Origin of the sequence: Microbacterium sp. NPDC057741 (assembly GCF_042798735.1) — a bacterium.
GTDB lineage: Bacteria > Actinomycetota > Actinomycetes > Actinomycetales > Microbacteriaceae > Microbacterium.
Window position 1 is genome coordinate 482,467 of the sequence record NZ_JBHVJW010000003.1, and the last position, 23,784, is coordinate 506,250.

Below are 23,784 nucleotides of genomic sequence, written 5' to 3' on the forward strand. Positions count from 1 at the left end.
CAGCGACGAGACGAAGGGCGCTCAGGCGAGCACGTCCGCCAGGTCGTACCCTGCCACGGTGTCAAGCTGGTCGTAAGTGCAGGACGTGGCCTCCCGATCCGGTCGCCAGCGCGCGAACTGCACGGTGTGGCGGAACCGCGCACCCTCGAGCTGGTCGTACTTCACCTCGAGCACGCGCTCGGGACGCAGCCGCACGAAGGACACGTCTTTCGAGCCGCTGAACCGCGAGCGCTCGCCCTCGCCGGTGACGGCGGCGCCGTCGGCATCCCGCTCCACGAGCGGATCGAGGTCCTCGACGAGCTGCTGCCGCATCGCGTCGCTCCACGCCGCGACGCCGCCGACCTGACGCAGCGCACCGTCGTCGGAGTAGAGCCCGACGAGCAGCGAGCCGACGCCGGAGCCGCTCTTGTGCACGCGGTACCCGAGCGCGACGACATCCGCCGTGCGGGCGTGCTTGATCTTGATCAGGGTGCGCCTGCCCGGGGCATAGGGCTCGTCGAGGGGCTTGGCGACGACGCCGTCGAGCCCGGCACCCTCGAACTCCGCGAGCCAGCGCTGAGCAGTCGCGCGGTCGTCGGTGGTGCGGGTCAGGTGCAGCGGAGACGTGGCGCTGACCAGCATCCTCTCGAGGCGCGCTCGCCGCTCGCGGAACGGCAGCGCCTGCAGATCGTCGCCGCCCTCTGCGAGCAGGTCGAAGGCGATGAACATCGCCGGAGTCTCGACGGAGAGCTTCGCGACGCGGGAGGCGGCGGGGTGGATGCGCTGGCTGAGCGCCTCCCAGTCCAGCCGCTGCGAGCCCGCAGGGCCGGTGGCGACGACGATCTCGCCGTCGAGCAGGCAGGGGCCGGGCAGGATGCCGGGGAGCTGTTCGACCAGCTCGGGGAAGTACCGGGTCAGCGGCTTCGCCCCGCGGGAACCGATCTCGAGGGTCTCGCCGTCCCAGGCGATGAGCCCGCGGAAACCGTCCCACTTCGGCTCGAACAGCATCGGCGTCTTCGCCGGATCCGGCACGGCGGCGGCGGCCTTGGCGAGCATCGGCGCGGGGATCTCGTACATGGGTCCATTCAAGCGGTCAGCCGCCCACAGCGCGAGAGTCCCCTGGTCGACGATGTGTCAGGCGAACAGCTCGTCCAGGGTCGCCGGCGTCCCCGCATCCGTCAGCGCGGTGCGCGCTGCATGCCAGCCGGCCATGCCGTTCACGCCGGGGCCCGGCGGCGTCGCCGCCGACGCCAGGTACACCCCGCGCATCGGCGTGCGCCAGGGCGCGGCCGAGAGCACCGGTCGTCGGAAGGCCTGCGCGATCGTGAACGCGCCGCCGAAGATGTCGCCGCCGATCTCGGCCGGATTCAGAGCCTCACGTGCGGATGCCGGCACGGCGCGGCTGGCCAGTATGACATCGCGGAAGCCCGGGGCGAAGCGCTCGATCTGACGGGTGACGAGCTCTGTCGGGTCGAGGTCCGATCGGAGTGGCACGTGGATGTACGCCCAGAGTGCGGCTCCGCCGTCCGGCGCGCGCGAGTCGTCGAGCACGGAGGGCTGCACGGCGAGCACGTACGGCCGCTCCGACACCGATCCGCGCGCGACCGCGTTCTCGCTCGCGGCGATCTCGGAGCGGGTCCCGCCGACGTGCACGGTCGGAGAGAGCGCCACCTGTGCGTTCGTCCACGGCACCGGCCCGCTCAGCGCGAAGTCGACCTTCGCCGCCGCCGGGCCGTAGCGGTACGCGGTCAGACTCTGCGCGTAGTCCGCCGGGATGCCGGGATGCGTGAGCGCCAGCCGCGGTGAGCAGTTCAGCATCAGAAGGTCGCCGCGGGCCGGATCGCCCCAGTCGAGATCGGCGAGGTCGTGCACCTGTTCGCCGGTGCGGATGCGTCCGCCGTGCTCTTCGAGGTCGCGTTGCAGCGCCTCGGCGATGCGCTGCGCGCCGCCCCGAGGATACGACCAGCCATCCGGGCCGTGCGCCTGCGCGGCCAGCAGCAGGCCGGCCGCAGCCGACGACGGCGACGGCAGAGGCGTCGCCGCATGCGCGAGCACCCCGGCGAGCAGCGCGTTCGCCTCGTCGGTGCGGAACGCACGGGGTCCGAGGGCGCTGCCCTGCTCCAGCATCCGCAGGCCGAACCTGATGGCGGTGATCGGATGCCGGGGTACGCGCAGCATCGAGCCGCCGGTGAACTCGACCACCTCATCGAGTCGGCGCACCAGCGGGCGCAGCAGGGCATTCCACGCCCGCGCGTCCACCCCCAGATCGTCGGCGGTGCGCGCCAGATCGTGCCAGGCGATGCCGGCGCGGCCGTCGTCGAGCGGATGCGCGAACGAGATCTCGGGGCGGATCCAGTCCACCCGGTCGGCCAGCCCGAAGGCGCGGAAGAACGGCGAGGTCAGTGCCGCCGGATGCACGGCCGAGCACACGTCGTACCGGTACCCGGGCAGCGGGCCGTCGAGGGTGCGCACGCCGCCGCCGACGGTCTCGGCGGCCTCGAGCACCTCGACGGCGTATCCCGCGCGGGCCAGCGTCACGGCCGCGGAGAGTCCGTTGGGCCCGCTTCCGACCACCGTTGCGCGCGCCATGCCGTCAGCCTACTGATGTGGTGCCCGGCGCATGGCGAACCGTGGGATCCTTGAAGAGATGAACGAAATACAGGGGCCGACCCCCGCAGGCACCTCCCGTCCGTACCGCAGTCTCGCCGAAGCGCTCCGCGCCCACCGTGTCCCAGAGGAGAACCACGCGTTCATCGGCCGGATCGTCGACGCGATCGGCATCAGCAGCTTCATCGACCGCGGCCGTTACATCGAGGCGATCCGCCGCGGTCCCGGTGCCGCGCTGCACATCGGGCGCACATACACGAACGGCTTCACCGAGGATGAGCTCGTCATCGTGGGATTCGCGGCTCAGAATCTGAAGCCGAGCGAGGGCCGCCCGCCGTACTTCTACGTGTCGCATCCGAGCGAGTTCTCCTCCGCGGCACAGGCTCGTGCCAAGAAGGCAGCCAACCCGCGTCCCACGACTCCTGCTGCGCCGCGCGTCCCGAAGGTCACCCCCAAGGAGGACCGGGACTACGGAGTCTGCGATGTCTGCTTCATGGTCAAGACGCCCTCCGGCGGCTGCGGCTGCGACTAGGCGTCAGCTCAGTTCGGCCTGCACGCGCCGGCTGATCTCGGCGATCGGCATCGAGCGCGGGAAGACCGCGACCACCACGTCGTCGGGCGCCGCATCGGCGGCATCCTCGTGCACGCCGTACCGGCGTCGCACGTCGGCGAGTGCATTCTGCAGCACCGAGACCGGCACCTTCCTGCCGCGCAGCAGCTGGCGCAGCACGTGGTTGTGCACCGCGGTGACCAGGGCGGCGAACCCGACGGCATCCAGGGGGTCGATGCCCGGCAGCGACTGCCGCAGATAGTCGTCGAAGAGCCGCTCGTACCGGAACACCGTGATGATCTCGCGCTCGCGCAGCACGGGCACGTCGCGCACGATCTGGTACCGGCGGCGGGCGAGCTCCGGGTCGCGCGCGAAATACGAGAAGACGCGCTCGGATGCTTCGCACACGGCCTGCCAGGGGTCGTCGTGCGGCTCGTCGAGGAAGGAGCGCAGCTGGTCGATCAGCGCCTCGTGATCGGCGAAGACGACATCCTCCTTGCCGCCGAACTGACGGAAGAACGTCGAACGGGAGACACCGGCCGCCTTGGCGATCTGCTCGACCGAGGTCTGCTCGAAGCCCTGTTGTGCGAACAGCTCGAGTGCTGCCCCGACGACGCCGTTGGGGGGCTGGACGGATTCGTGCATGGGGAGAGCCTAACTCCCGCGGTCAGGCGGGCGTGTTCCGCGGTAGTACGCTTGTCAACCGGGTCGAATGATATCGACACCCGACAATCTTGTCGCGTCCCACCCGCCGCAACCAGCGAAGGACTGCACTGTGGATCTCTACGAGTACCAGGCACGAGACCTTTTCGAGAAGTACGAGGTGCCGGTTCTCGCCGGCATCGTCGCCGACACCCCTGAGGAGGTGAAGGCAGCGGCCGAGAAGCTCGGCGGCGGCGTCGTCGTCAAGGCACAGGTCAAGACCGGCGGCCGCGGCAAGGCAGGCGGCGTGAAGGTCGCGAAGAACCCTGAGGAGGCGTACGAGGCCGCCAAGGCGATCCTCGGTCTCGACATCAAGGGCCACGTCGTCCGTCGCGTGATGGTCGCCGCGGGTGCGCGCATCGCCGAGGAGTTCTACTTCTCGGTGCTGCTGGACCGCGCCAACCGCTCCTACCTCTCGCTGTGCAGCGTCGAGGGCGGCATGGAGATCGAGCAGCTCGCGGTCGAGAAGCCCGAGGCGCTCGCCCGGGTCGAGGTCAACGCGCTGACCGGCATCGACAAGGCCAAGGCCGTCGAGATCGCCCGCGCCGCGAACTTCCCCGAGGACCTCGTCGAGAAGGTGTCCGACGTCTTCGTCAAGCTCTACGACGTCTACAAGGGCGAGGGCGCGACCCTCGTCGAGGTGAACCCGCTGGTCCGCACCGAGGACGGCGACATCATCGCCCTCGACGGCAAGGTCACCCTCGACGACAACGCCTCCGAGGTTCGTCACCCCGAGCACGAGGAGCTCGCCGACAAGGCCAGCGAGGACCCGCTCGAGGCCAAGGCCAAGGCATCCGGCCTCAACTACGTCAAGCTCGACGGCGAGGTCGGCATCATCGGCAACGGCGCGGGTCTGGTCATGTCCACCCTCGACGTCGTCGCCTACGCCGGTGAGAACCACGGCAGCGTGAAGCCCGCCAACTTCCTCGACATCGGCGGCGGCGCGAACGCGCAGGTCATGGCCAACGGCCTCGACGTCATCCTCGGCGACGAGCAGGTCAAGAGCGTGTTCGTCAACGTCTTCGGCGGCATCACCTCCTGCGTGGCCGTGGCGGAGGGCATCGTGAAGGCGCTCGAGATCCTCGGCGATTCGGCCACCAAGCCGCTCGTCGTGCGTCTCGACGGCAACCAGGTCGAAGAGGGTCGTGCGATCCTCGCAGCAGCGAACCACCCGCTCGTCACGCTCGCCGCCACCATGGACGAGGGCGCCGACAAGGCCGCCGAGCTGGCCAACGCCTGAGACGAATAGGACTAGAGACATGTCGATCTACCTCAACAACGACTCCAAGGTCATCGTCCAGGGCATCACCGGCGGCGAGGGCACCAAGCACACCGCGCTGATGCTGAAGGCCGGCACCAACGTCGTCGGCGGCGTCAACGCCCGCAAGGCCGGCACCACCGTGTCGCACGTCGACAAGGACGGCAACTCCGTCGAGCTGCCCGTGTTCGGGTCGGTCGCCGAGGCCATCGAGAAGACCGGTGCGAACGTGTCCGTCGCGTTCGTGCCGCCGGCGTTCACCAAGGACGCCATGATCGAGGCCATCGACACCGAGATCCCGCTGCTCGTCGTCATCACCGAGGGTGTCCCCGTGGGCGACTCGGCCGAGGCCTGGGCCTACGCGATCGAGAAGGGCAACAAGACCCGGATCATCGGCCCGAACTGCCCCGGCATCATCACCCCCGGTGAGGCGCTCGCGGGCATCACGCCGGCGAACATCACCGGCAAGGGCCCGATCGGGCTGGTGTCGAAGTCGGGCACCCTGACCTACCAGATGATGTTCGAGCTGCGCGATCTGGGCTTCTCGACCGCCATCGGCATCGGCGGCGACCCGGTCATCGGCACCACGCACATCGACGCGCTCGCCGCGTTCGAGGCAGACCCCGAGACCAAGGCGATCGTCATGATCGGCGAGATCGGCGGCGACGCCGAGGAGCGCGCTGCCGAGTACATCAAGGCCAACGTCACCAAGCCGGTCGTCGGCTACGTGGCCGGCTTCACCGCTCCCGAGGGCAAGACCATGGGCCACGCCGGCGCCATCGTCTCGGGCTCGGCCGGTACCGCACAGGCGAAGAAGGAGGCCCTCGAGGCCGCCGGCGTCAAGGTCGGCAAGACGCCGTCCGAGACCGCTTCGCTGATGCGCGAAATCATCGCAGGTCTGTAAGCACTGCTTCCCGCGAAGGGCTCGGATGCCTGGCATCCGAGCCCTTCGTCGTCGTTGCGCATTTCTTGCGGATGGCGGACCGAGCTGCGTTCGGCGGGGGATTCGCGGCGGGATCCTCCGCCATCTGCAGATCGCTCCGCCACCTGCCGGGTCGGGGAGGGGCGGGATGCGGGGTCGGGAAGTCGGGTCTGCCGTCCTGCAGCTGGCGGATCGATATGCGTTCGTCGGTGTGTCGTCCCCCGTCCGCAGAACGGTCCGCCACCTGGTGGGCGCGCATAGGCTGGGGTCATGCCGCTTTCCGGAGAGTATCTTCCGTCCACGTCGTCCTGGGCCCGAGCACAGGCCGAGAAGTTCGAGGCATCGGAGGGTGCCGAGGCCAACGACATGCAGGGCAAGCCGATCATCGTGCTGACCACTGTCGGCGCGAAGAGCGGTGCGCTGCGCAAAACCGCGCTGATGCGCGTCGAGCACGACGGGGAGTATGTCGTGGTGGCGTCGAAAGGCGGAGCGCCGGACGAGCCGAAGTGGGCCGGCAACATGCGCCGTCAGCCGCACGTCGAGCTGCAGGACGGCGCGGAGAAGCACGACTACACCGCCCGTGAGCTCGCCGGCGACGAGCGCGCACTGTGGTGGGAGCGCGCCGTCGAGGCCTGGCCGGCCTACGCGGACTACCAGCCGCGTACCGACCGCCTGATCGCGCTGTTCCTGCTCGAGCGCCGCTGAGCGGAGTCTCTTCCACTGCCGGGGGAATCGACCTACCCTGGGCGGATGCCGGGTGACGTGACGACCACGGAGTCTCATCGGCGCTGGCGTGCCTCGGCGCTGCCTCCGCTGCGTGGCGTCGTGCTCGATCTCGGTGCAGGCTCGGGGATCGCCGCCGACCATCTGGCCGACGGCGTGGAGTGGCTGGCGCTGGAGCCGCGAGTGCGCGTCGAACCCGCGCTCCGTGCGCGTCTCGACCGCCGCCCGGGCGCGCGGCTGCTCACCGCACCGGCGGAAGCGGTGCCGCTCGGGGCCGGCACCGTCGACGCAGTGATCGCCTCGACCGTGCTCTGCTCGGTGCGGCATCCCGACCAGGCGCTGGCCGAGGTGCGTCGGGTGCTGCGCCCAGGGGGTGTGCTCGTGTTCTTCGAGCACGTCGCCGCAGAGCGGGGCACCTGGACGTCGGCGCTGCAGGCCGCGTATGCGCCGATCTCGAGGCTGATCGACCGCGGTTGCGATCCGCACCGAGATACGGCGGCTTCGATCCGCGCCGCGGGCTTCGTGACGGTCGAGGTGCGGCGGATGCAGGCCCCGGGCGTACTCGGCACGATCGAGCCGCTCATCGAGGGCGTGGCGGTGGCCTGACTGCGTGCGGGGCGGGCACGACCGGCGCACAGTCACGCGGCACGTCCTCGCTCGCACGGCGATTCTTCGCGCCGGTCGCGGGCTGCGCTGCAGGTATCTGCGCACGCGGCGCGGATACGCGCCGCGCCGGCCGAGAAGTGCCGCGCGAAGGTCACCTCCGAGTGACGGCGCCGAGCAGCAGATCCAGCGTCGTGTGCACCGCAGCGCGCGCAGGGGCGTCGCTGGGGCGCTCGGAGAGCCAGAGTGCGGCCTCGTTCATCGCGCCGGAGAGCAGCGCGGTCGTCGCATCCGCTGCGGACTCCGTGACGCCGGCATCGACCAGCGCCTCGCGCAGGTGCACGGCGGATGCCTCGGCGTCGGCCCGCCGCCAGGCGTCCCAGCCCAGCACGGCCGGCGCGTCCAGGAGCAGCACCCTGGCGCGCCCTCCGGCGGTGATCGCGTCGAGGAAGGCGTGGCTTCCGAGGCGCAGCGACTCGGCGGGCGAGGCGTCCGCGGCCGCCGTGACCACGGCCTCGGCGACGTCCTGCTGCATCCGCTGCACGACCGCGGCGAACAGCCCGGGCTTCGACGAGTAGTGGTGGTAGACGGCGCCGCGGGTGACAGCGGCGTCCGCCGCGACGTCATCGACAGAGGTGGCGGTGAAGCCCTGTGCGGCGAACCGTTCGGTCGCGGCCTCGAGCACGCGCTCGGCGGTCGCGGCGGCCTCTGCGGCGGTGGCTCTGGGCATCGGCGTTCCTTTACGTACTGTGTGCATGTATCCTAGCTCCGCAAGATACAAACACAGAGTATGTAAAGGATGACGACATGCAGATCACCTCGTTCTACCCCGTGCTCATGGTGGAGGACGTCGAGGCCTCGGCCCGCTTCTACCGCGACGTGCTGGGCTTCGAGACGACCTTCGAAGCCGACTGGTACGTCAGCCTGCGTTTCGACGGCGGCGAGCTCGCCGTCCTCGACAGCACGCACGACACCGTCCCGCACGGCTTCCGCCGCCAGGTCACAGGCCTGCTGCTGAACGTCGAGGTGACGGATGCCACGGCCGAACACGCCCGCCTCGTCGGAGAGCTCCGGCTGCCCGAGCGGCTGCCGCTGCGGGATGAGGACTTCGGGCAGCGGCACTTCATCGTCGAGGCACCCGGCGGTGTGCTGCTCGACGTGATCGAGCCGATCGAGCCGTCCCCGGAGTTCGCCGAGGCATTCGCCTGATCCGAGTCCCTTGCAGCCGGCGGATGGCTCGCCGGAGTGTTCACCGCCATCCGCCGGATCGTCCGCCGCGCGTCGGTGCGGCACCGGCACTCGGCTCGGGACACGAGAGGGGCGGATGCTGCACAGCATCCGCCCCTCTCTCACGTACATCGGGTCAGCCGCCGAGCAGAGCCTCAATCGGGCCGCGGGCGAAGAAGATCACGAAGCCGGCCGTGACCACCCACAGCAGCGGGCTGATCTCGCGAGCCTTGCCCGAGAACGCGCGCACGATCACCCAGCTGATGAAGCCGGCGCCGATGCCGTTCGCGATCGAGTAGGTCATCGGCATCACGGTCACGGTCGCGAAAACCGGGAACAGCGCCGAGAAGTCGGTCAGATCGATGAAGCGGATCTGGCTCATCATCAGCGCGCCGACGAGGACCAGTGCGGCCGCCGCCACCTCGGTCGGGACGATCGACACCAGCGGGGTGAAGAACATCGCGATCAGGAACAGTGCACCGGTGATGAGGTTTGCGAAGCCGGTGCGGGCGCCTTCGCCGATGCCGGCGCCGGACTCGATGAACACCGTGTTGGACGAGCCGGAGGTCGCACCGCCGACGACGGCGCCGACGCCCTCGACGATCAGCGCGGACTTCAGCCGCGGGAAGTTGCCGTGGTCATCGGCCAGGCCGGACTCCTTGGCCAGGCCCGTCATGGTGCCCATCGCGTCGAAGAAGTTGGTGAAGACCAGGGTGAAGACCAGCATCAGGGCGGCGAGTGCGCCGATGCGGCCGAAGGCGCCGAACAGGTCGAACTGACCGACCAGCGACAGGTCGGGCATGCTGACGAGCTGGCTCGGCAGGGCCGGGACCGAGAGGCCCCAGCCGCCCGGGTTGATCTTGTCGCCGTCGACCTTCGGGCCGATGTGCCAGATCGCCTCGACGATCACCGAGATGACCGTGCCGGTGACCAGGCCGATGAGGATTCCGCCCTTGACCTTCTTGGCCACGAGCACGGCGGTCAGCAGCAGCGTGACCACGAAGATGAGGGTCGGCACGGTCGCGACGGAGCCGGCGATGCCGAGGCCGACCGGCGGGGAGTCGCTCTTGGTGGAGGTGACGAAACCGGCGTTGACCAGGCCGATGAACGCGATGAAGAGGCCGATACCGACGGTGATCGCGATCTTCAGCTGCATCGGCACGGCGTCGAAGATCATCCGGCGCAGGCCTGTGGCCGAGAGCAGCACGATCAGCAGACCGTTGATGATGACCAGGCCCATGGCCTCGGGCCAGGTGATCTCGCCGACCACGGAGAACGCCAGGAAGGCGTTGATCCCCAGGCCCGCCGCGAAGCCGAACGGCAGTCGCGAGACCAGGCCGAACAGCACGGTCATGACGGCGGCGGTGAGTCCGGTCACGGCACTCAGTTGCGCGAAGTCGAGCACGTTGCCTGCGACATCCGGGCTGGACGACAGGATGATCGGGTTCAGGATGACGATGTACGCCATCGTCACGAACGTGACCACACCGCCGCGGATCTCCGCGCCGAAGGTGGATCCGCGCTTGGTGATCTCGAAGAAGCGGTCGACGGCGTTCGTCGGCTGCTTCTCGTCGGTGTCGGGGGCGGCAGGGGCTGTAGTCATCGGGGGACCTCCGCAGGAGAATCTATCGTGTGCCGGGGGTGCGCGGGAAAGGGGAGGGGCGGACATCGTAGGCTTTTCACGACATGCAACGCCTCACCGTCGCCCTCCTCGCCGCGCTCGACGCCGCGATCGCCGCCGCCGTCGGGCTCGCCGTTCTTCTGGCGCCCCTGACGCTGCTGTGGACGATCGCCATCGGCGCGACCGCGGACTGGGGTGCGCTGTGGCCCGCGAGCGGCACGCTCTGGCAGTTCGGGCATGGTGCGGCGATGCAGATCCAGATCCCCGACGAGGTGATCCGTGCAACCGTGATCGCCCCCGCGGCGGCGCAGTTCACGCTCGCGCTCACGCCGCTGGCGCTGCTGCTGTTCACGCTGCTGTTCGCGGCGCGGTCCGGGCGCCGGGCGTCCTCCGCGGGCGCATGGATCTCCGGTGTCGTCGGAGGCACCGTCGTCTTCGCGGCGATCTCTTTCCTGGTGGCACTCACCGCAGGCACCCCTGCCGCGCGCGTGCCGTTCTGGGCCGGTGCTCTGCTGCCGGTCGCGGTCTACTTCGCAGGGGCGCTCGCAGGTGCCGTCAAGCACGCCTGGTCCGAGGGCGACGGCGGACCGATCGACCGCCTGCACGATCTCGTCGACAGCTGGGGCGACTGGGCGCCGGTTCCCGCAGAGGCCGTGCGCGGGGCGGCGGTGACCGTCGTCCTGCTCACCGGCCTCGGAGCGCTGGGCGTCGCCGCCATGACCGTGCTGCGCGGCGGGGAGGTGATCGCCCTCTTCGAGAGCGCGCACGTGGACGCGCTCGGTGCGACGGTGATCACGCTCGGCCAGCTCGCCTATCTGCCGACGCTGGTGGTCTGGGCGGTCGCTTGGATCGCGGGGCCGGGCTTCGCGGTTGGAGCGGGCACCGCGGTGTCTCCGGCCGGGACGCAGTTGGGTGTCGTCCCCGGCATCCCGGTGCTCGGGCTGCTGCCTCCGGTGGACTCATTCTGGATGCTCGTCGTCGTGCTGCTCCCGATCGCAGCCGGCGCTTTCGCCGGCTGGATGATCCGCTCGAAGCTGGTCTGGGAGGGCGGTGCGGCCGGTTACGGCCCGCGCGCCGTGATCGCCGCCGGCATCGCCCTGCTCTCGGCCGGCGTCGCCGCGCTCGCCGCGGTGCTGGCCTCCGGGTCGATCGGCCCCGGCCGCCTCGCGGAGACCGGGCCGCAGCCCGGCGGCTTCGCGCTCGCGATCGGACTCGAGGTGCTCGTCGGCGCGGCCATCCTGCTGCTCGCGCCGCGGCATCGCGACGAACTCGCCGAGGAGCGCACCGACCGCTGGCACGCCGAGATGGCGGAGTTCGACCAGGCGCCGAACGGCGAGCGGTCATCCGGTCAGGACTCGCCCGGCACCCGGGTAGACTGACCGCGTGCTGACGGTCGCTGTTCTGATCTCGGGCACCGGCTCGAATCTCCGTGCCCTGCTCGAAGCCGCCCGCCACCCCGACTTCCCGGCTCGGGTGGTCGTCGTGGGCGCCGATCGCGATGCCGACGGCCTCGCGCACGCCGAGGAGTTCGGCATCCCCACCTTCACCGTGCCGTGGCACGAGCACGAGAACCGCGATGCCTGGGGAGCGGAGCTCGGACGCCAGCTGGCGGTCTGGTCGCCCGACCTGATCGTGCTCAGCGGCCTCATGCGGCTGCTGCCCTCCGCGCTGGTCGCGCAGTACGCGCCCCGCATCATCAACACGCATCCGGCCTACCTGCCCGAGTTCCCCGGCGCCCACGGTGTGCGCGACGCGCTCGCCGCGGGTGTCTCAGAGACCGGGGCCAGCGTGATCGTCGTCGACGACGGGGTCGACTCCGGACCGATCCTCGCCCAGGAGCGCGTCGCCGTGCTTCCGGGCGACACCGAGCACAGCCTGCACGAGCGCATCAAGCCCGTGGAGCGCCGGCTGCTCATCGAAGTGGTGCAGCGCATCGCCACCGGCGAGCTCGCACTCACGTCCTGAACCACCCCCCCCCGAAGCCCGACACCGCATTCCAAGGAGCATCACCATGGCCGGCCCCCGTCAGGATCCCTCGCTCTACCGCCACCGCGACACGGTCCAGATCCGCCGTGCTCTCGTCTCCGTCAGCGACAAGTCCGGCCTGCTCGAGCTCGCCGCCGCGCTGGCCGAGGCCGGTGTCGAGATCGTCTCGACCGGATCCACCGCTGCCACCATCCGTGAGGCCGGCCACGCCGTGACCGATGTCGCCGCGGTCACCGGCGTCGCCGAGATGCTCGACGGCCGCGTCAAGACGCTGCACCCGAAGATCCACGGCGCCGTGCTCGCCGACCTGCGCCTCGAAGACCACGAGCGTCAGCTGCAGGAGCTCGGCATCGAGCCCTTCGAGCTGGTCGTGGTCAACCTGTACCCGTTCGTCGAGACCGTGGCATCCGGTGCGGAGGGCGACGACATCGTCGAGCAGATCGACATCGGCGGCCCCGCCATGGTGCGCGCGGCTGCGAAGAACCACGCGAACGTCACCATCGTCGTCTCGCCAGAGTCGTACCCTGCGGTGGTCGAGTCCGTTCGTGCCGGCGGCACCACGCTGGCGCAGCGCCGCGAACTCGCCGCCCGCGCCTTCGCTCACACCGCCGCCTACGACACCGCCGTGGCGACCTGGTTCGCCGAGGGCACGCTCAGCGAGGGTGAGGACCTGCCCGCGCACCTGACGATCAAGGCCGAGCGCCTCGAGACGCTGCGCTACGGCGAGAACTCGCACCAGCGCGCCGCGATCTACACCCGCGCCGGCGGCCACGGCATCGCACAGGCCACGCAGCTGCAGGGCAAGGAGATGTCCTACAACAACTACGTCGATGCGGATGCCGCGCTGCGCGCCGCCTACGACATGGTGCTGCCCTCGGTCGCGATCATCAAGCACGCGAACCCCTGCGGTATCGCCACCACCGCGCCGAACGCCCTCGACCCGATCGCCAGCGCCCACCTGCGCGCCCACGAGTGCGACCCGGTGTCGGCCTACGGCGGCGTGATCGCGGCGAACGGCACCGTCACGCTGAAGATGGCCGAGAACCTGAAGGACATCTTCACGGAGGTCATCGTGGCCCCCGATTTCGAGCCCGCCGCGCTCGAGGTGTTCAAGGCGAAGAAGAACCTGCGGCTGCTGAAGCTGCCCGAGGACTGGCAGCAGGAGCGCATGGACGTGCGCCTGGTGTCGGGCGGCCTGCTGCTGCAGGACGCCGACCGCTTCCCCGACGACATCTCGTCCGTGGCGAAGAACTGGGAGCTGGTCTCGGGCGAGCGCCCCGACGAGGCCGCGATGGAGAACCTCATCTTCGCGTGGAAGGCGTGCCGCGCCGTGAAGTCCAACGCGATCGTGCTGGCCAAGGACAACGCGACGGTCGGCGTCGGCATGGGCCAGGTCAACCGGGTCGACTCGTGCCGCCTCGCGGTCGAGCGCGCCGGTGACCGCGCGAGCGGGTCGGTCGCGGCATCCGACGCGTTCTTCCCCTTCGCCGACGGCGCGCAGGTGCTCATCGACGCGGGCGTGACCGCGATCGTGCAGCCCGGCGGCTCGGTGCGCGACGGCGAGGTCGTCGACGCGGCCCTCAAGGCCGGCGTCACGATGTTCTTCACCGGGGAGCGCCACTTCTTCCACTGATCCCCACGCCCTACTCAGGGCACCGCTCCGCGCTGCCCTGAGCCTCGGGGGCGCGTGGCCCCTCCGTGGGGCGATGTGCATGGTGATCGTGACCTGTTCGGATGGGCACAGTCGTGTCCGATTTCCGCGAGCCATCGTCGTCGGGGCGTGTCAGAGTAGGGGCATGACCCTGACGATGACCTTCGATGAGCGGTACCGCGCGATCAGCGCGCGGGACACCCGCTTCGACGGACAGTTCGTGACGGCGGTCAGCTCGACCGGCATCTACTGCCGGCCGAGCTGCCCTGCCCGGACTCCGAAACCCGCGAACGTCACGTTCTACCCGACCAGTGCCGCCGCGCACGAGGCCGGCTACCGGGCGTGCAAACGGTGCCTGCCGGAGGCGGCCCCCGGCTCGCCGGACTGGAACCTTCGTGGCGACGCCGCGGCCCGTGCGATGCGCCTGATCGGCGACGGCGTCGTCGATCGCGAGGGCGTCCCCGGCCTCGCGCGCCGGCTCGGCTACTCGCCGCGGCACCTCAACCGGATGCTGGTCGCAGAGCTCGGCGCCGGGCCCCTGGCGCTGTCCCGCGCGAACCGTGCGCACACCGCGCGGATGCTGCTGGTCGGAACCGACCTGCCGGTCGCGGACGCCGCCTTCTCGGCCGGCTTCGCCAGCCTGCGCCAGTTCAACGACACCGTGCGCGAGGTGTTCGGAATGACCCCGACCGAACTGCGCGCCCGGCGGCGCGCCGGCGCGGCTCCGGTCTGCGAGACCGTTCCCGGCACGATCGACCTGGTGCTGCCGTACCGGGCGCCGATCGACCTCGACGGGCTGTTCGACTGGATGGCCGCACGGGCGCTGCCCGGTGTCGAGGAGGCCGGACCGCGATCCTTCGAGCGTCACCTGCGCCTGGCAGGCGGACCGGCGTGGTTCCGGCTGCGGCATGACGGAACCCGGCTGCACCTGCGCGCGCGCCTCGCCCGCCTGGGCGACCTCGCGCCGCTCGTCGCGCGGTCCAGGCGCCTGTTCGATCTGGACGCCGATCCGGCAGCCGTGGATGCCGCGCTCGCCGCGCATCCGGAGCTCGTTCCGCTCGTGCACCGTGTCCCCGGCATCCGGGTCCCCGGGGCCGTCGACCCGCACGAGATGCTGATCCGCGCGATGGTGGGACAGCAGATCACGGTGGTCGCCGCCCGTACCGCGCTCACGGCGCTCGCGGACGCGCTCGGCGAGCGCACCGCAGATGGCGGCATCCTGTTCCCGACCATGACCGCGATCGCCGAGCACGGTGCGGAGGTGCTGCGCGGTCCCGCCGCTCGCATCCGCGCGATCACCGGAGCCGCGGCAGCACTCGCCGGCGGCGAGCTGACCCTCAGCGTCGGCGACGACGCCGAGGCGCAGCGTGCCGCACTGCTGGCGATGCCCGGCATCGGCCCCTGGACCGCCGACTACGTGCGGATGCGGGTGATCGGGGATCCGGACGTGTTCCTCCCCGGTGATGTCGCCGCGCGTGCCGGGGGAGCCGCAGCGGGGCTCCCCGCAGACCCTGCTCCGCTCGCGCTGTGGGCGGAGCGCACCGCACCGTGGCGCAGTTATCTCACCGCGCACCTGTGGCGCAACGCGCCCGCGAAGCGCACGATGACGAAGAAGACCGAGGAGAAGAAGTCATGACCGCAACCATCCAGACAGTCCAGACCCCGGACGGGCCGTTCACGATCCTCGCCGACGACGAGCAGCGCGTACTCGCATCCGGCTGGACCGACTCCCGCGACGAGATCCTCGCACGCCTCGCGCCGGCGCACCGCCCCGCGGAGATCACCGAGGGCGAGACGGATGCCGCGACCGCGGTCCGGGCGTACTACGACGGCGACCTCGCCGCGATCGACACGGTGCCGGTGCGGCAGTTCGGCACCGACCGTCAGCGCAGCGGCTGGGACGCGCTGCGCCGGATCGCGCCGGGGGAGCCACTGACCTACACGGAGTTCGCGATCGAGCTCGGCAATCCGCAGGCGGCGCGGGCCGCGGCATCGGTGTGCGCGCGCAACGCGCCTGCGCTGTTCGTACCCTGCCACCGGGTGCTGCGCGGCGACGGCAGCATGGGCGGCTTCGCCTGGGGCGTCGAGGTCAAGCAGGCGCTGCTCGCGCGGGAGGCCGCGGCCTGAATCATCAGGAGCCCCTCTGCTGACAGCAGCAGAGGGGCTCCTGCGCGTGCAGGCGGTGACGAAGGAGCGAGTTCGGGAATACGCTTGCATCAGCAAGTTCACAGGCATACGCTGGAGGGCTGTCGCGCCGATCGGCCGACATCGCCGAGTTTCGAGGAGGACACCATGTTCACGACCACCGCTCTGCCGGCCGTCACGGATGTCCCCGGCTCGGTCTACGCTCCTCGTCTGAGCTAGTCCACACCGCAGTCACCGCCTACCGACCGGCGGGTGCCCTTTGGCATCCGCCTCCTCATCGTCGCCGTTCCACCCCCTCTCAGAATCATCGATACGTCACATGTCTGCGTCTCCCACTTCCACATCTCCTTCCTCCTCCCTGTCCACACCCGCCGCGCTGTGGCGGCTGAAGCCCTTCATCCAGCCGATCATCGGCCGTCTCGCCGGCGGTGCCGCCAGCGCGCTCGCCGCCGCGGTGCTCGCGCTGATGGTTCCGATCGTGCTCGAGCAGATCATCAGCGGACCGATCGCGACGGGCAACGTCGCTGCCATCGTCGGCGGCGCGGGCATCGTGCTGCTGCTCGGCCTCGGCGAGGCCGCCATGGTCTGGCTGCGCCGCTGGTTCGTGCTCACCCCGGCCACTGAGGTCGAGTACCGCATGCGCGCCGACATCTACGCTCGTCTGCAGACCCTGCCCGTGGCCTTCCACGACCGCTGGGGCTCGGGACAGCTGCTCAGCCGCATGATGCAGGACATCGGACTGATCCGGCGCTGGATCGCGTTCGGCCTGATCCTGCTCGTCGTCAACGTGCTGACCATCATCATCGGCGCCGTGCTTCTGTTCCAGTGGCACTGGCTGCTGGGCACGATCTTCCTCGTCACCGGCGTGCCGATGTGGATCCAGGGCTTCCTGTTCGAGAAGCGCTACGGCGTGCTCGCACGGCAGAGCCAGGACCAGGCCGGCGACCTCGCCACCAGCGTCGAGGAGAGCGTGCACGGCATCCGCGTGCTCAAGGCCTTCGGTCGCGGCAAGCACGCGCTGCGCCGCTTCAGCTCGCAGGCCGAGACGCTGCGCGAGACCGAGCTCAGCAAGGCGCGTGCGGTCGGGACCATCTGGTTCTGGCTCGACCTCATGCCGCAGATCGCCTTCGGCCTCAGCCTGATCACCGGCATCTGGCTGATCTGGCAGGCCGCGATCAGCCCGGCCGAGCTGTTCGCGTTCTTCGCGATGGCGACCGTGCTGCGCTGGCCGATCGAGTCGATCGGGTTCCTGTTCTCGTTCATGCTGGATGCCCGCACCGCGACAGACCGCGTGTTCGACATCTTCCAGGAGACGAACACCATCACCGACCCTGAGAAGCCCAAGCACATCGAGAAGCCGCGAGGCGAGCTCGCCTTCGAGGGCACGCACTTCCGGTATCAGGATGCCGGGGCCTCGGAGCGCGACCTGCTGGACGGCATCGATCTGGTGCTGCGCCCCGGAGAGACCATGGCGCTGGTCGGTCTGACCGGCAGCGGCAAGACCACGCTGACCACCCTTCCCGCGCGCCTGTACGACGTCACCGGCGGTCGGGTCACGCTCGACGGCGTCGATGTGCGCGATCTGCCGCTGTCCGAGCTGCGCCGGCACATCGCCATGGCCTTCGAGGACGCGACGCTGTTCTCGGCGTCCGTGCGTGAGAACGTGCTGCTCGGCCGAGCCGACCTCGACCCGCACAGCGAAGAGGGTGAGCGCGTCATGCGCGAGGCCCTCGACGTGGCGCAGGCCGGCTTCGTCGACTCGCTGCCCGAGGGCACCGAGACCATCATCGGCGAGGAGGGGCTGAGCCTCTCCGGCGGTCAGCGGCAGCGCCTGGCGCTGGCCCGCGCGGTCGCGGCCGCCCCGAAGGTGCTCGTGCTGGACGACCCGCTGTCGGCACTCGACGTCGACACCGAGGCGCTCGTCGAGGAGGCGCTGCGGCACGTCCTCGCCGAGACGACGGCACTGATCGTCGCGCACCGGCCCTCCACGGTCGCGCTCGCCGACCGCGTGGCGCTGCTCGAGGCAGGCAAGGTGACGGCGGTCGGCACGCACGCCGAGCTGCTGAAGAGCAGCGCGCACTACCGCCACGTGATCTCGAGCCTCGAGGCCGAGCAGGCGGCGCGCACCGGCGCCATCCCGGTCATCACCGAGGAGATGGTCGAAGACAGAGCATCCGCAACCGAGGAAGAGGAGGTGCAGGCATGACCATCACGGGCACCCAGGGCGAGGATCGCTCCAACTACACCCGCGAGGAGAGCCGTGCCATCCGGCAGCGCTCGCTGCGCCTGCTCGGCTCGCTGATCAGTCCGCTGCGTGCGCAGATCGTGCTCGCCGCGATCGTGCTCGTCGTCTCCACGGCCCTGCAGGTCATCGGGCCGATCCTCATCGGCGTCGCGATCGACAAGGCGCTGCCGGTGCTGCTCGAGCAGAACGACTGGATGCCGGCGCTGATGATCAGCGGGGTGTATCTGCTGGCCGGCGCCACCGCCGCCGCACTGATCGGCTGGTACGTCGTCGTCGCCGCGCGCATCACCCAGGCGGTGCTGCTCGACCTGCGCAAGCGCATCTTCCTGCACACCCAGCGGCTCAGCCTCGAGTTCCACGAGTCGTACACCTCGGGCCGCATCATCTCGCGCCAGACGAGCGACCTGGACTCGATCCGCGAACTGCTCGACGGAGGTCTGAACAACCTCGTCTCCGGCGTGCTGTTCGGCCTCTTCACGTTCATCGCGCTGCTGGTGTGGGACTGGCAGTCCGGCATGATCCTGCTGGTCGCCGGCATCCCGCTGGCGTTCCTGATGCGCTGGTTCTACCAGCGCTCGCAGCTGGTGTACCGCGAGTCGCGCGTGATCAGCGCGAAGGTGATCGTGCAGTTCGTCGAGACGATGACCGGCATCCGCGCCGTGAAGTCGTTCCGCAAGGAGCCGCGCAACGACGAGACCTTCCAGAAGCTCGCCGGCGACTACCGCGATGTGAACCGTCGCTCGATGGTGCTGTTCGGCACCTTCGAGCCGGGGCTCATGGCGGTCGCGGCACTCACCACCACGTTCGTGGTGCTGTGGGGCGGCATCCGGGTCTCGACAGGTGCTCTCGGCGTCGGCGTGCTGCTGAGTGCGGTGCTGTACGTGCGCAACTTCTTCGCACCGATGCAGGAGATCGCGATGTTCCTGAACTCCTACCAGTCCGCCACGGCCGCACTGGAGAAGGTGTCAGGCGTGCTCGACGAGGTGCCCACAGTGCCCGACCCCGCCAAGCCGGTCGACCTGTGGGAGTCGCGCGGCGGCATCCGCTTCGACGAGGTGACCTTCGGGTACAACGGCGAGAAGACGATCCTGCCGAACTTCTCGCTGGACATCCCCGCCGGGCAGACGATCGCGCTGGTCGGCACCACCGGTGCCGGCAAATCCACGCTGGCCAAGCTGGTGTCGCGGTTCTACGACCCGACCAAGGGGCAGGTCACGCTGGACGGCGTCGACCTGCGGATGCTGCACCCGAAGGATCTCCGTCGCGCGATCGTGATGGTCACGCAGGAGGCCTACCTGTTCAGCGGCACGGTCGCCGACAACATCGCACTCGGCAAGCCGGATGCGACGCTCGACGAGATCCGGGCCGCGGCGCGGGCCGTGGGTGCGGATGAGTTCATCTCGTCGCTGCCCGACGGGTACTCCACCGACGTGAACAAGCGCGGTGGCCGCGTCTCGGCGGGGCAGCGTCAGCTGATCTCCTTCGCGCGCGCCTTCCTCGCCGACCCGGCGGTGCTGATCCTCGACGAGGCGACCGCCTCGCTGGACATCCCGTCGGAGCGGCTGATCCAGGACGCGCTGCAGACGCTGCTCGCAGACCGCACCGCGATCATCATCGCGCACCGTCTGTCGACGGTCGCGATCGCCGACCGCGTGCTGGTGATGGAGCACGGCCGCATCATCGAGGACGACACGCCAGCCGCTCTGATCGGAGGCACCGGCAAGTTCGCCCAGCTGCATGCGGCATGGCAGGAGACGCTGGTCTGATGCACGACACGGGGTGGGGCGAGTGCGCCCCACCCCGTGCGGCATCCGGCAGGCGCGGAGTCGGCCGTGCGGCATAGCATGAGGGAGTGGACATGTTCCTCGAACTCTGGTGGGTGGTGCCGGTGGCGGCAGGCGGGACGGCGGCGGCTGTGATCGGCGCGCGCAGCGGCGGGCGTCGCCGCAAGCGCCTCGGCTTCGACGCCGCGCGGATGCAGCTGGCCGAGGCCCGCACCAGCGCCGTCGCGACGACCGCCGCGCTGAAGGCGGCAAGAGCCGAGCTCGCTCACGCGAACGCCGAGCGCAGCGCGGGACGGACCGCGGATGTCGAGGTCACCCGCGCCCGACGCGCGCTGCGGGAGGCGGAGCAGCGCGCGAAGGCGGCATCCGCTCTGGTGCGCGCCCGACGTGCCCGTGTCGCGGCATCCCGCGCGGAGCTCGCCGCACCCGGCGATCCGCTGGAGCGGCTCTGGGCAGCGCACGACGCGCTCAACGTGCGATGGATGGAGTACGAGACCGACCCTGCGCGGGCGATCGCGTTCCCGCAGATGAGCGATGTCAAGGCTCCGGCGACCTCGGCGTTCCTCACCGCCCAGCAGCATGCGCGCGACACCCGTCCTGCGGCGGATGCGAAGCGCGTGACGCCTGCCGAGTTCGCGGCCTACCGCGACGCGGTGACCGAGCTGGAGCGCGCGTTCGTCGATGCCGAGCGCGCCGCCGGGGCGGTGCGCGAGCCGCGCCCCGCCTGGCAGGACACCGCCCACCAGGTCATCGAACTGGGTGCGGAGGCGATCCGCTCGGTCACGGACCGCACCGCTCGCCGCCACGAGGACCCCCGCTGACGCTGCCTCCCTCGCACTGCTGTCCCCTGAATCCGGGCGCGCGGGAGCGCTCTCAGGCAAAGGGGGCGACGAGGCCTCGATGGGGGAGGGGATTCGAGGCCCCGCCGCCGTTCTAGTCGGCGATCCGGATCTCGGCGATGACCTCGGAGTACTCGGTCTCGCCGACGGGAAGGAAGCCCACCCGGCGGAAGAACGCCTCCGGGCCCCCGTCTCCGGCTTCATAGATCACGTCGAGGTGATCCACGCCACGGTTCCGCGCTTCTGCGAGGAGCGCTTCGACGGCGAACCGCCCGACGCCGCGACCCTGGTCGTCGGCGTCGACGTTGATCCGCCACAGAATGCTGCGGAAGTGCTCCTCAGGAGCGTCCGGGTCGAAGCTCGCGCTCACGAAACCGACGACCTGATCGTCATCGAGGACCACGCGCTGCCACGAGGTCTGCGGGTTGATGACGGTTGCTGCGATGCCGTACGAGACAGGCGCGAGGAACTGCTCCTGTCCGGGCTTGAGGGACAGGTTGTTGACCGCGACGATCGTCGCGGCAGAGAGTTCGACCAGGCTCAGTTCCGACATGACCCCAGGCTAGTCCCTTTCGCGGACTGCTCGGCAGATGAAGATATCTCGATATCAAGAGATCTTCGCGCGCAGGGTAAGCTGAATCGACCCATACCCGTGACGAACGAAGAGGCATGCGGTGACTGACTCCACCATCATCTACACGTACACGGACGAGGCGCCGGCACTTGCCACCGCATCGTTCCTGCCGATCATCTCCGCCTTCACCGGCAAGGCCGGCGTCGAGATCGAGACGCGCGACATCTCGCTGGCCGGCCGCATCCTGGCCGCGTTCCCGCAGAAGCTCACGCCCGAGCAGCAGGTCGGCGACGCGCTCGCCGAGCTCGGCGGTCTCGCCACCCTGCCGGAGGCGAACATCATCAAGCTGCCGAACATCTCGGCCTCGATCCCGCAGCTGAAGGCTGCGATCGCCGAGCTGCAGCAGCAGGGCTACGACGTGCCGGACTATCCGGACGAGCCCTCCTCGCTCGACGAGAAGGATGTGCGAGCCCGCTACGACCGCATCAAGGGCTCCGCCGTGAACCCGGTGCTGCGCGAGGGCAACAGCGACCGCCGCGCGCCGCTCGCGGTGAAGAACTACGCCAAGAAGCACCCGCACCGCAACAAGCCGTTCGCGGACGGCTCGAAGACCCGGGTCGCGACCATGGGCCACGACGACTTCAAGAACAACGAGCGCTCCTGGGTCGCCGCCCACGACGACGTCCTCAGCTTCCGCCACACGGCCGCCGACGGCACCGTCACCGTGCTCAAGGAGGGCCTGAAGGTCCTGCCGCGCGAGATCATCGACGCCACGTTCCTGTCTGCGAAGGCATTGGACGCCTTCCTCGCCGAGACGCTCGAGACGGCCAAAGCCGACGACGTGCTCTACTCGGTGCACCTCAAGGCCACGATGATGAAGGTCAGCGACCCGATCATCTTCGGTCACGTCGTCAAGGCCTTCTTCAAGGACGTCTTCGCGCAGTACGGCGAGCAGCTCACCGCCGCCGGCCTCAGCGCCAACGACGGCCTCGGCTCGATCCTGAACGGCCTGTCCGGCGTCGTGGGCGGCGAAGAGATCGCCGCCGCGTTCGAGCGGGCGATCGCCGAGGGGCCGCGCCTGTCGTACGTGAACTCCGACAAGGGCATCACCAACCTGCACGTCCCCAGCGACGTGATCGTGGATGCTTCCATGCCGGCGCTGGTCCGCAACGGCGGCAAGCTCTGGGGCAAGGACGGCGGCGAGGCAGACACTCTGGCCGTCATCCCCGACTCGTCCTACTCCGGCGTCTACCAGGCCGTGATCGACGACGTGATCGCGAACGGCCCGCTCGACCCCGCCACCATCGGCACCGTGCCGAACGTGGGTCTGATGGCTCAGGCGGCCGAGGAGTACGGCAGCCACGACAAGACCTTCGAGATCGCCGCGGACGGCATCGTGCAGGTGCTCGACAGCGAGGGCACCGTGCTCATCGAGCACGAGGTCGGCAAGGGCGACATCTGGCGCGCCACGCAGACCAAGCACATCCCGGTCATGGACTGGGTCAAGCTCGCCGTCACCCGCGCCCGCGCGACCGGCGTCCCCGCCGTGTTCTGGCTGGACGCGAACCGCTCGCACGACGCGCAGATCATCGCCAAGGTGCACCAGGGCCTCGCGACACTCGACACCCACGGCCTGACGCTGACGATCCTCGCCCCCGAGGAGGCGACCCGCTACACGCTGGCCCGCATGCGTCACGGTCTGGACACCATCTCGGTGACCGGCAACGTGCTGCGCGACTACCTGACCGACCTGTTCCCGATCCTCGAGGTCGGAACCAGCGCCAAGATGCTCTCGATCGTCCCGCTGCTCGCCGGCGGCGGCCTGTTCGAGACCGGTGCGGGTGGCTCGGCTCCGAAGCACGTCCAGCAGCTGGTGCAGGAGAACTACCTGCGCTGGGACTCGCTGGGCGAGTTCTTCGCCCTCGCCGCCTCGCTCGAGCACTTCGCCGACGCAGAGGGCAACGAGAAGGCCCGCATCCTTGCCGAGACGCTGGACGCCGCCACCGGCACGTTCCTCGAGGAGGACCGTTCGCCCGGCCGAGCGCTCGGCACGATCGACAACCGGGGCAGCCACTTCTACCTGGCCCTGTACTGGGCGCAGGAGCTGGCGAAGCAGACGAAGGACGCCGAACTGGCGGCCGCGTTCGCTCCGGTGGCCGAGAAGCTGGCGGCCGACGAGCAGGCCATCGTCGCCGAGCTGAACGCCGCGCAGGGCTCGCCCGCCGACATCGGCGGCTACTACCGGCCCGACGCTGCGAAGGTCGCCGCCGTGATGCGCCCGTCCGCGACGCTGAACACCGTGATCGACGCGATCTGAGCACCGCACAGCAGAAACGCTGCGGCCCGGCATCCGAGAGGATGCCGGGCC

General features: G+C 70.0%; 21 protein-coding genes. 15 read left to right on the forward strand and 6 right to left on the reverse strand.

The genetic code is table 11. The features are described from left to right. Positions 1-21 precede the first annotated feature (21 nt). Complete coding sequence (locus ACFVDO_RS13210) at positions 22-1,056, reverse strand: ATP-dependent DNA ligase (protein ID WP_378859337.1); 1,035 nt, start codon at positions 1,054-1,056, stop codon at positions 22-24. Between the two features lie 57 nt (positions 1,057-1,113). After that, positions 1,114-2,568 (reverse strand): phytoene desaturase family protein, encoded by a 1,455-nt coding sequence (locus tag ACFVDO_RS13215; RefSeq protein ID WP_378859338.1) that lies wholly within the window; start codon positions 2,566-2,568, stop codon positions 1,114-1,116. A gap of 58 nt (positions 2,569-2,626) precedes the next feature. On the opposite strand from ACFVDO_RS13215, the gene ACFVDO_RS13220 reads away from it, so the two are divergent. Beyond that, positions 2,627-3,118, forward strand: a complete 492-nt coding sequence (locus tag ACFVDO_RS13220; protein WP_378859339.1) for a hypothetical protein — start codon at positions 2,627-2,629, stop codon at positions 3,116-3,118. Positions 3,119-3,121: 3 nt separating this feature from the next. Here ACFVDO_RS13220 and ACFVDO_RS13225 read toward each other — a convergent pair whose 3' ends face one another. Then, positions 3,122-3,781, reverse strand: coding sequence for a TetR/AcrR family transcriptional regulator (locus ACFVDO_RS13225; protein ID WP_378859340.1), 660 nt, complete (start codon positions 3,779-3,781; stop codon positions 3,122-3,124). A gap of 130 nt (positions 3,782-3,911) precedes the next feature. Here ACFVDO_RS13225 and sucC point away from each other — a divergent pair, with 130 nt between their 5' ends. From sucC to ACFVDO_RS13245, 4 genes are all read left to right on the forward strand, one after another. Then, on the forward strand, positions 3,912-5,078 hold the full coding sequence (gene sucC, locus ACFVDO_RS13230) for an ADP-forming succinate--CoA ligase subunit beta (RefSeq protein ID WP_378859341.1): 1,167 nt from the start codon (positions 3,912-3,914) through the stop codon (positions 5,076-5,078). A 19-nt stretch (positions 5,079-5,097) separates the two neighbouring features. Next, positions 5,098-6,000, forward strand: coding sequence for a succinate--CoA ligase subunit alpha (gene sucD, locus ACFVDO_RS13235; protein ID WP_378859342.1), 903 nt, complete (start codon positions 5,098-5,100; stop codon positions 5,998-6,000). 288 nt (positions 6,001-6,288) lie between these two features. Continuing rightward, entirely contained in the window at positions 6,289-6,723 is a 435-nt protein-coding gene (locus ACFVDO_RS13240; protein WP_378859343.1) for a nitroreductase family deazaflavin-dependent oxidoreductase, read from the forward strand. 45 nt (positions 6,724-6,768) lie between these two features. Then, a complete protein-coding gene (locus ACFVDO_RS13245) occupies positions 6,769-7,347 on the forward strand; it encodes a class I SAM-dependent methyltransferase (protein WP_378859344.1) in 579 nt (192 codons plus the stop codon). 151 nt (positions 7,348-7,498) lie between these two features. Here ACFVDO_RS13245 and ACFVDO_RS13250 read toward each other — a convergent pair whose 3' ends face one another. Beyond that, the gene (locus ACFVDO_RS13250) at positions 7,499-8,074 is read right to left on the reverse strand and encodes a TetR/AcrR family transcriptional regulator (protein WP_378859345.1); all 576 of its coding nucleotides are present in this window, start codon (positions 8,072-8,074) and stop codon (positions 7,499-7,501) included. Positions 8,075-8,151: 77 nt separating this feature from the next. Between ACFVDO_RS13250 and ACFVDO_RS13255 the strand changes: the two genes are divergently transcribed. Continuing rightward, on the forward strand, positions 8,152-8,553 hold the full coding sequence (locus ACFVDO_RS13255; RefSeq protein ID WP_378859346.1) for a VOC family protein: 402 nt from the start codon (positions 8,152-8,154) through the stop codon (positions 8,551-8,553). Positions 8,554-8,707: 154 nt separating this feature from the next. On the opposite strand, the gene ACFVDO_RS13260 is transcribed toward ACFVDO_RS13255, so the two are convergent. Further along, entirely contained in the window at positions 8,708-10,174 is a 1,467-nt protein-coding gene (locus ACFVDO_RS13260) for an NCS2 family permease (protein ID WP_378859347.1), read from the reverse strand. Between the two features lie 83 nt (positions 10,175-10,257). Between ACFVDO_RS13260 and ACFVDO_RS13265 the strand changes: the two genes are divergently transcribed. The 8 genes from ACFVDO_RS13265 (at position 10,258) to ACFVDO_RS13300 (ending at position 20,824) form a co-directional block, all read left to right on the forward strand. Next, the gene (locus ACFVDO_RS13265; RefSeq protein WP_378859348.1) at positions 10,258-11,571 is read left to right on the forward strand and encodes a DUF6350 family protein; all 1,314 of its coding nucleotides are present in this window, start codon (positions 10,258-10,260) and stop codon (positions 11,569-11,571) included. 4 nt (positions 11,572-11,575) lie between these two features. Then, positions 11,576-12,157: a phosphoribosylglycinamide formyltransferase gene (gene purN / locus ACFVDO_RS13270; protein ID WP_378859349.1), complete on the forward strand. Its 582-nt coding sequence runs from the start codon at positions 11,576-11,578 to the stop codon at positions 12,155-12,157. Between the two features lie 46 nt (positions 12,158-12,203). Beyond that, on the forward strand, positions 12,204-13,811 hold the full coding sequence (gene purH, locus ACFVDO_RS13275; protein ID WP_378859350.1) for a bifunctional phosphoribosylaminoimidazolecarboxamide formyltransferase/IMP cyclohydrolase: 1,608 nt from the start codon (positions 12,204-12,206) through the stop codon (positions 13,809-13,811). A 163-nt stretch (positions 13,812-13,974) separates the two neighbouring features. Continuing rightward, positions 13,975-15,465: a DNA-3-methyladenine glycosylase 2 family protein gene (locus tag ACFVDO_RS13280; RefSeq protein WP_378859351.1), complete on the forward strand. Its 1,491-nt coding sequence runs from the start codon at positions 13,975-13,977 to the stop codon at positions 15,463-15,465. Then, positions 15,462-15,956: a methylated-DNA--[protein]-cysteine S-methyltransferase gene (locus ACFVDO_RS13285; protein ID WP_378859352.1), complete on the forward strand. Its 495-nt coding sequence runs from the start codon at positions 15,462-15,464 to the stop codon at positions 15,954-15,956. Before ACFVDO_RS13280 ends, ACFVDO_RS13285 begins: the two co-directional genes overlap by 4 nt. 337 nt (positions 15,957-16,293) lie before the next feature. Next, a complete protein-coding gene (locus ACFVDO_RS13290) occupies positions 16,294-18,180 on the forward strand; it encodes an ABC transporter ATP-binding protein (RefSeq protein ID WP_378859353.1) in 1,887 nt (628 codons plus the stop codon). Beyond that, complete coding sequence (locus tag ACFVDO_RS13295) at positions 18,177-19,985, forward strand: ABC transporter ATP-binding protein (protein ID WP_378859354.1); 1,809 nt, start codon at positions 18,177-18,179, stop codon at positions 19,983-19,985. Before ACFVDO_RS13290 ends, ACFVDO_RS13295 begins: the two co-directional genes overlap by 4 nt. 92 nt (positions 19,986-20,077) lie before the next feature. Then, complete coding sequence (locus ACFVDO_RS13300; RefSeq protein ID WP_378859355.1) at positions 20,078-20,824, forward strand: hypothetical protein; 747 nt, start codon at positions 20,078-20,080, stop codon at positions 20,822-20,824. Between the two features lie 112 nt (positions 20,825-20,936). On the opposite strand, the gene ACFVDO_RS13305 is transcribed toward ACFVDO_RS13300, so the two are convergent. Further along, positions 20,937-21,395 (reverse strand): GNAT family N-acetyltransferase, encoded by a 459-nt coding sequence (locus ACFVDO_RS13305; protein WP_378859356.1) that lies wholly within the window; start codon positions 21,393-21,395, stop codon positions 20,937-20,939. A gap of 121 nt (positions 21,396-21,516) precedes the next feature. Here ACFVDO_RS13305 and ACFVDO_RS13310 point away from each other — a divergent pair, with 121 nt between their 5' ends. Then, positions 21,517-23,733, forward strand: coding sequence for an NADP-dependent isocitrate dehydrogenase (locus ACFVDO_RS13310; RefSeq protein WP_378859357.1), 2,217 nt, complete (start codon positions 21,517-21,519; stop codon positions 23,731-23,733). The last annotated feature ends 51 nt before the right edge of the window (positions 23,734-23,784 follow it).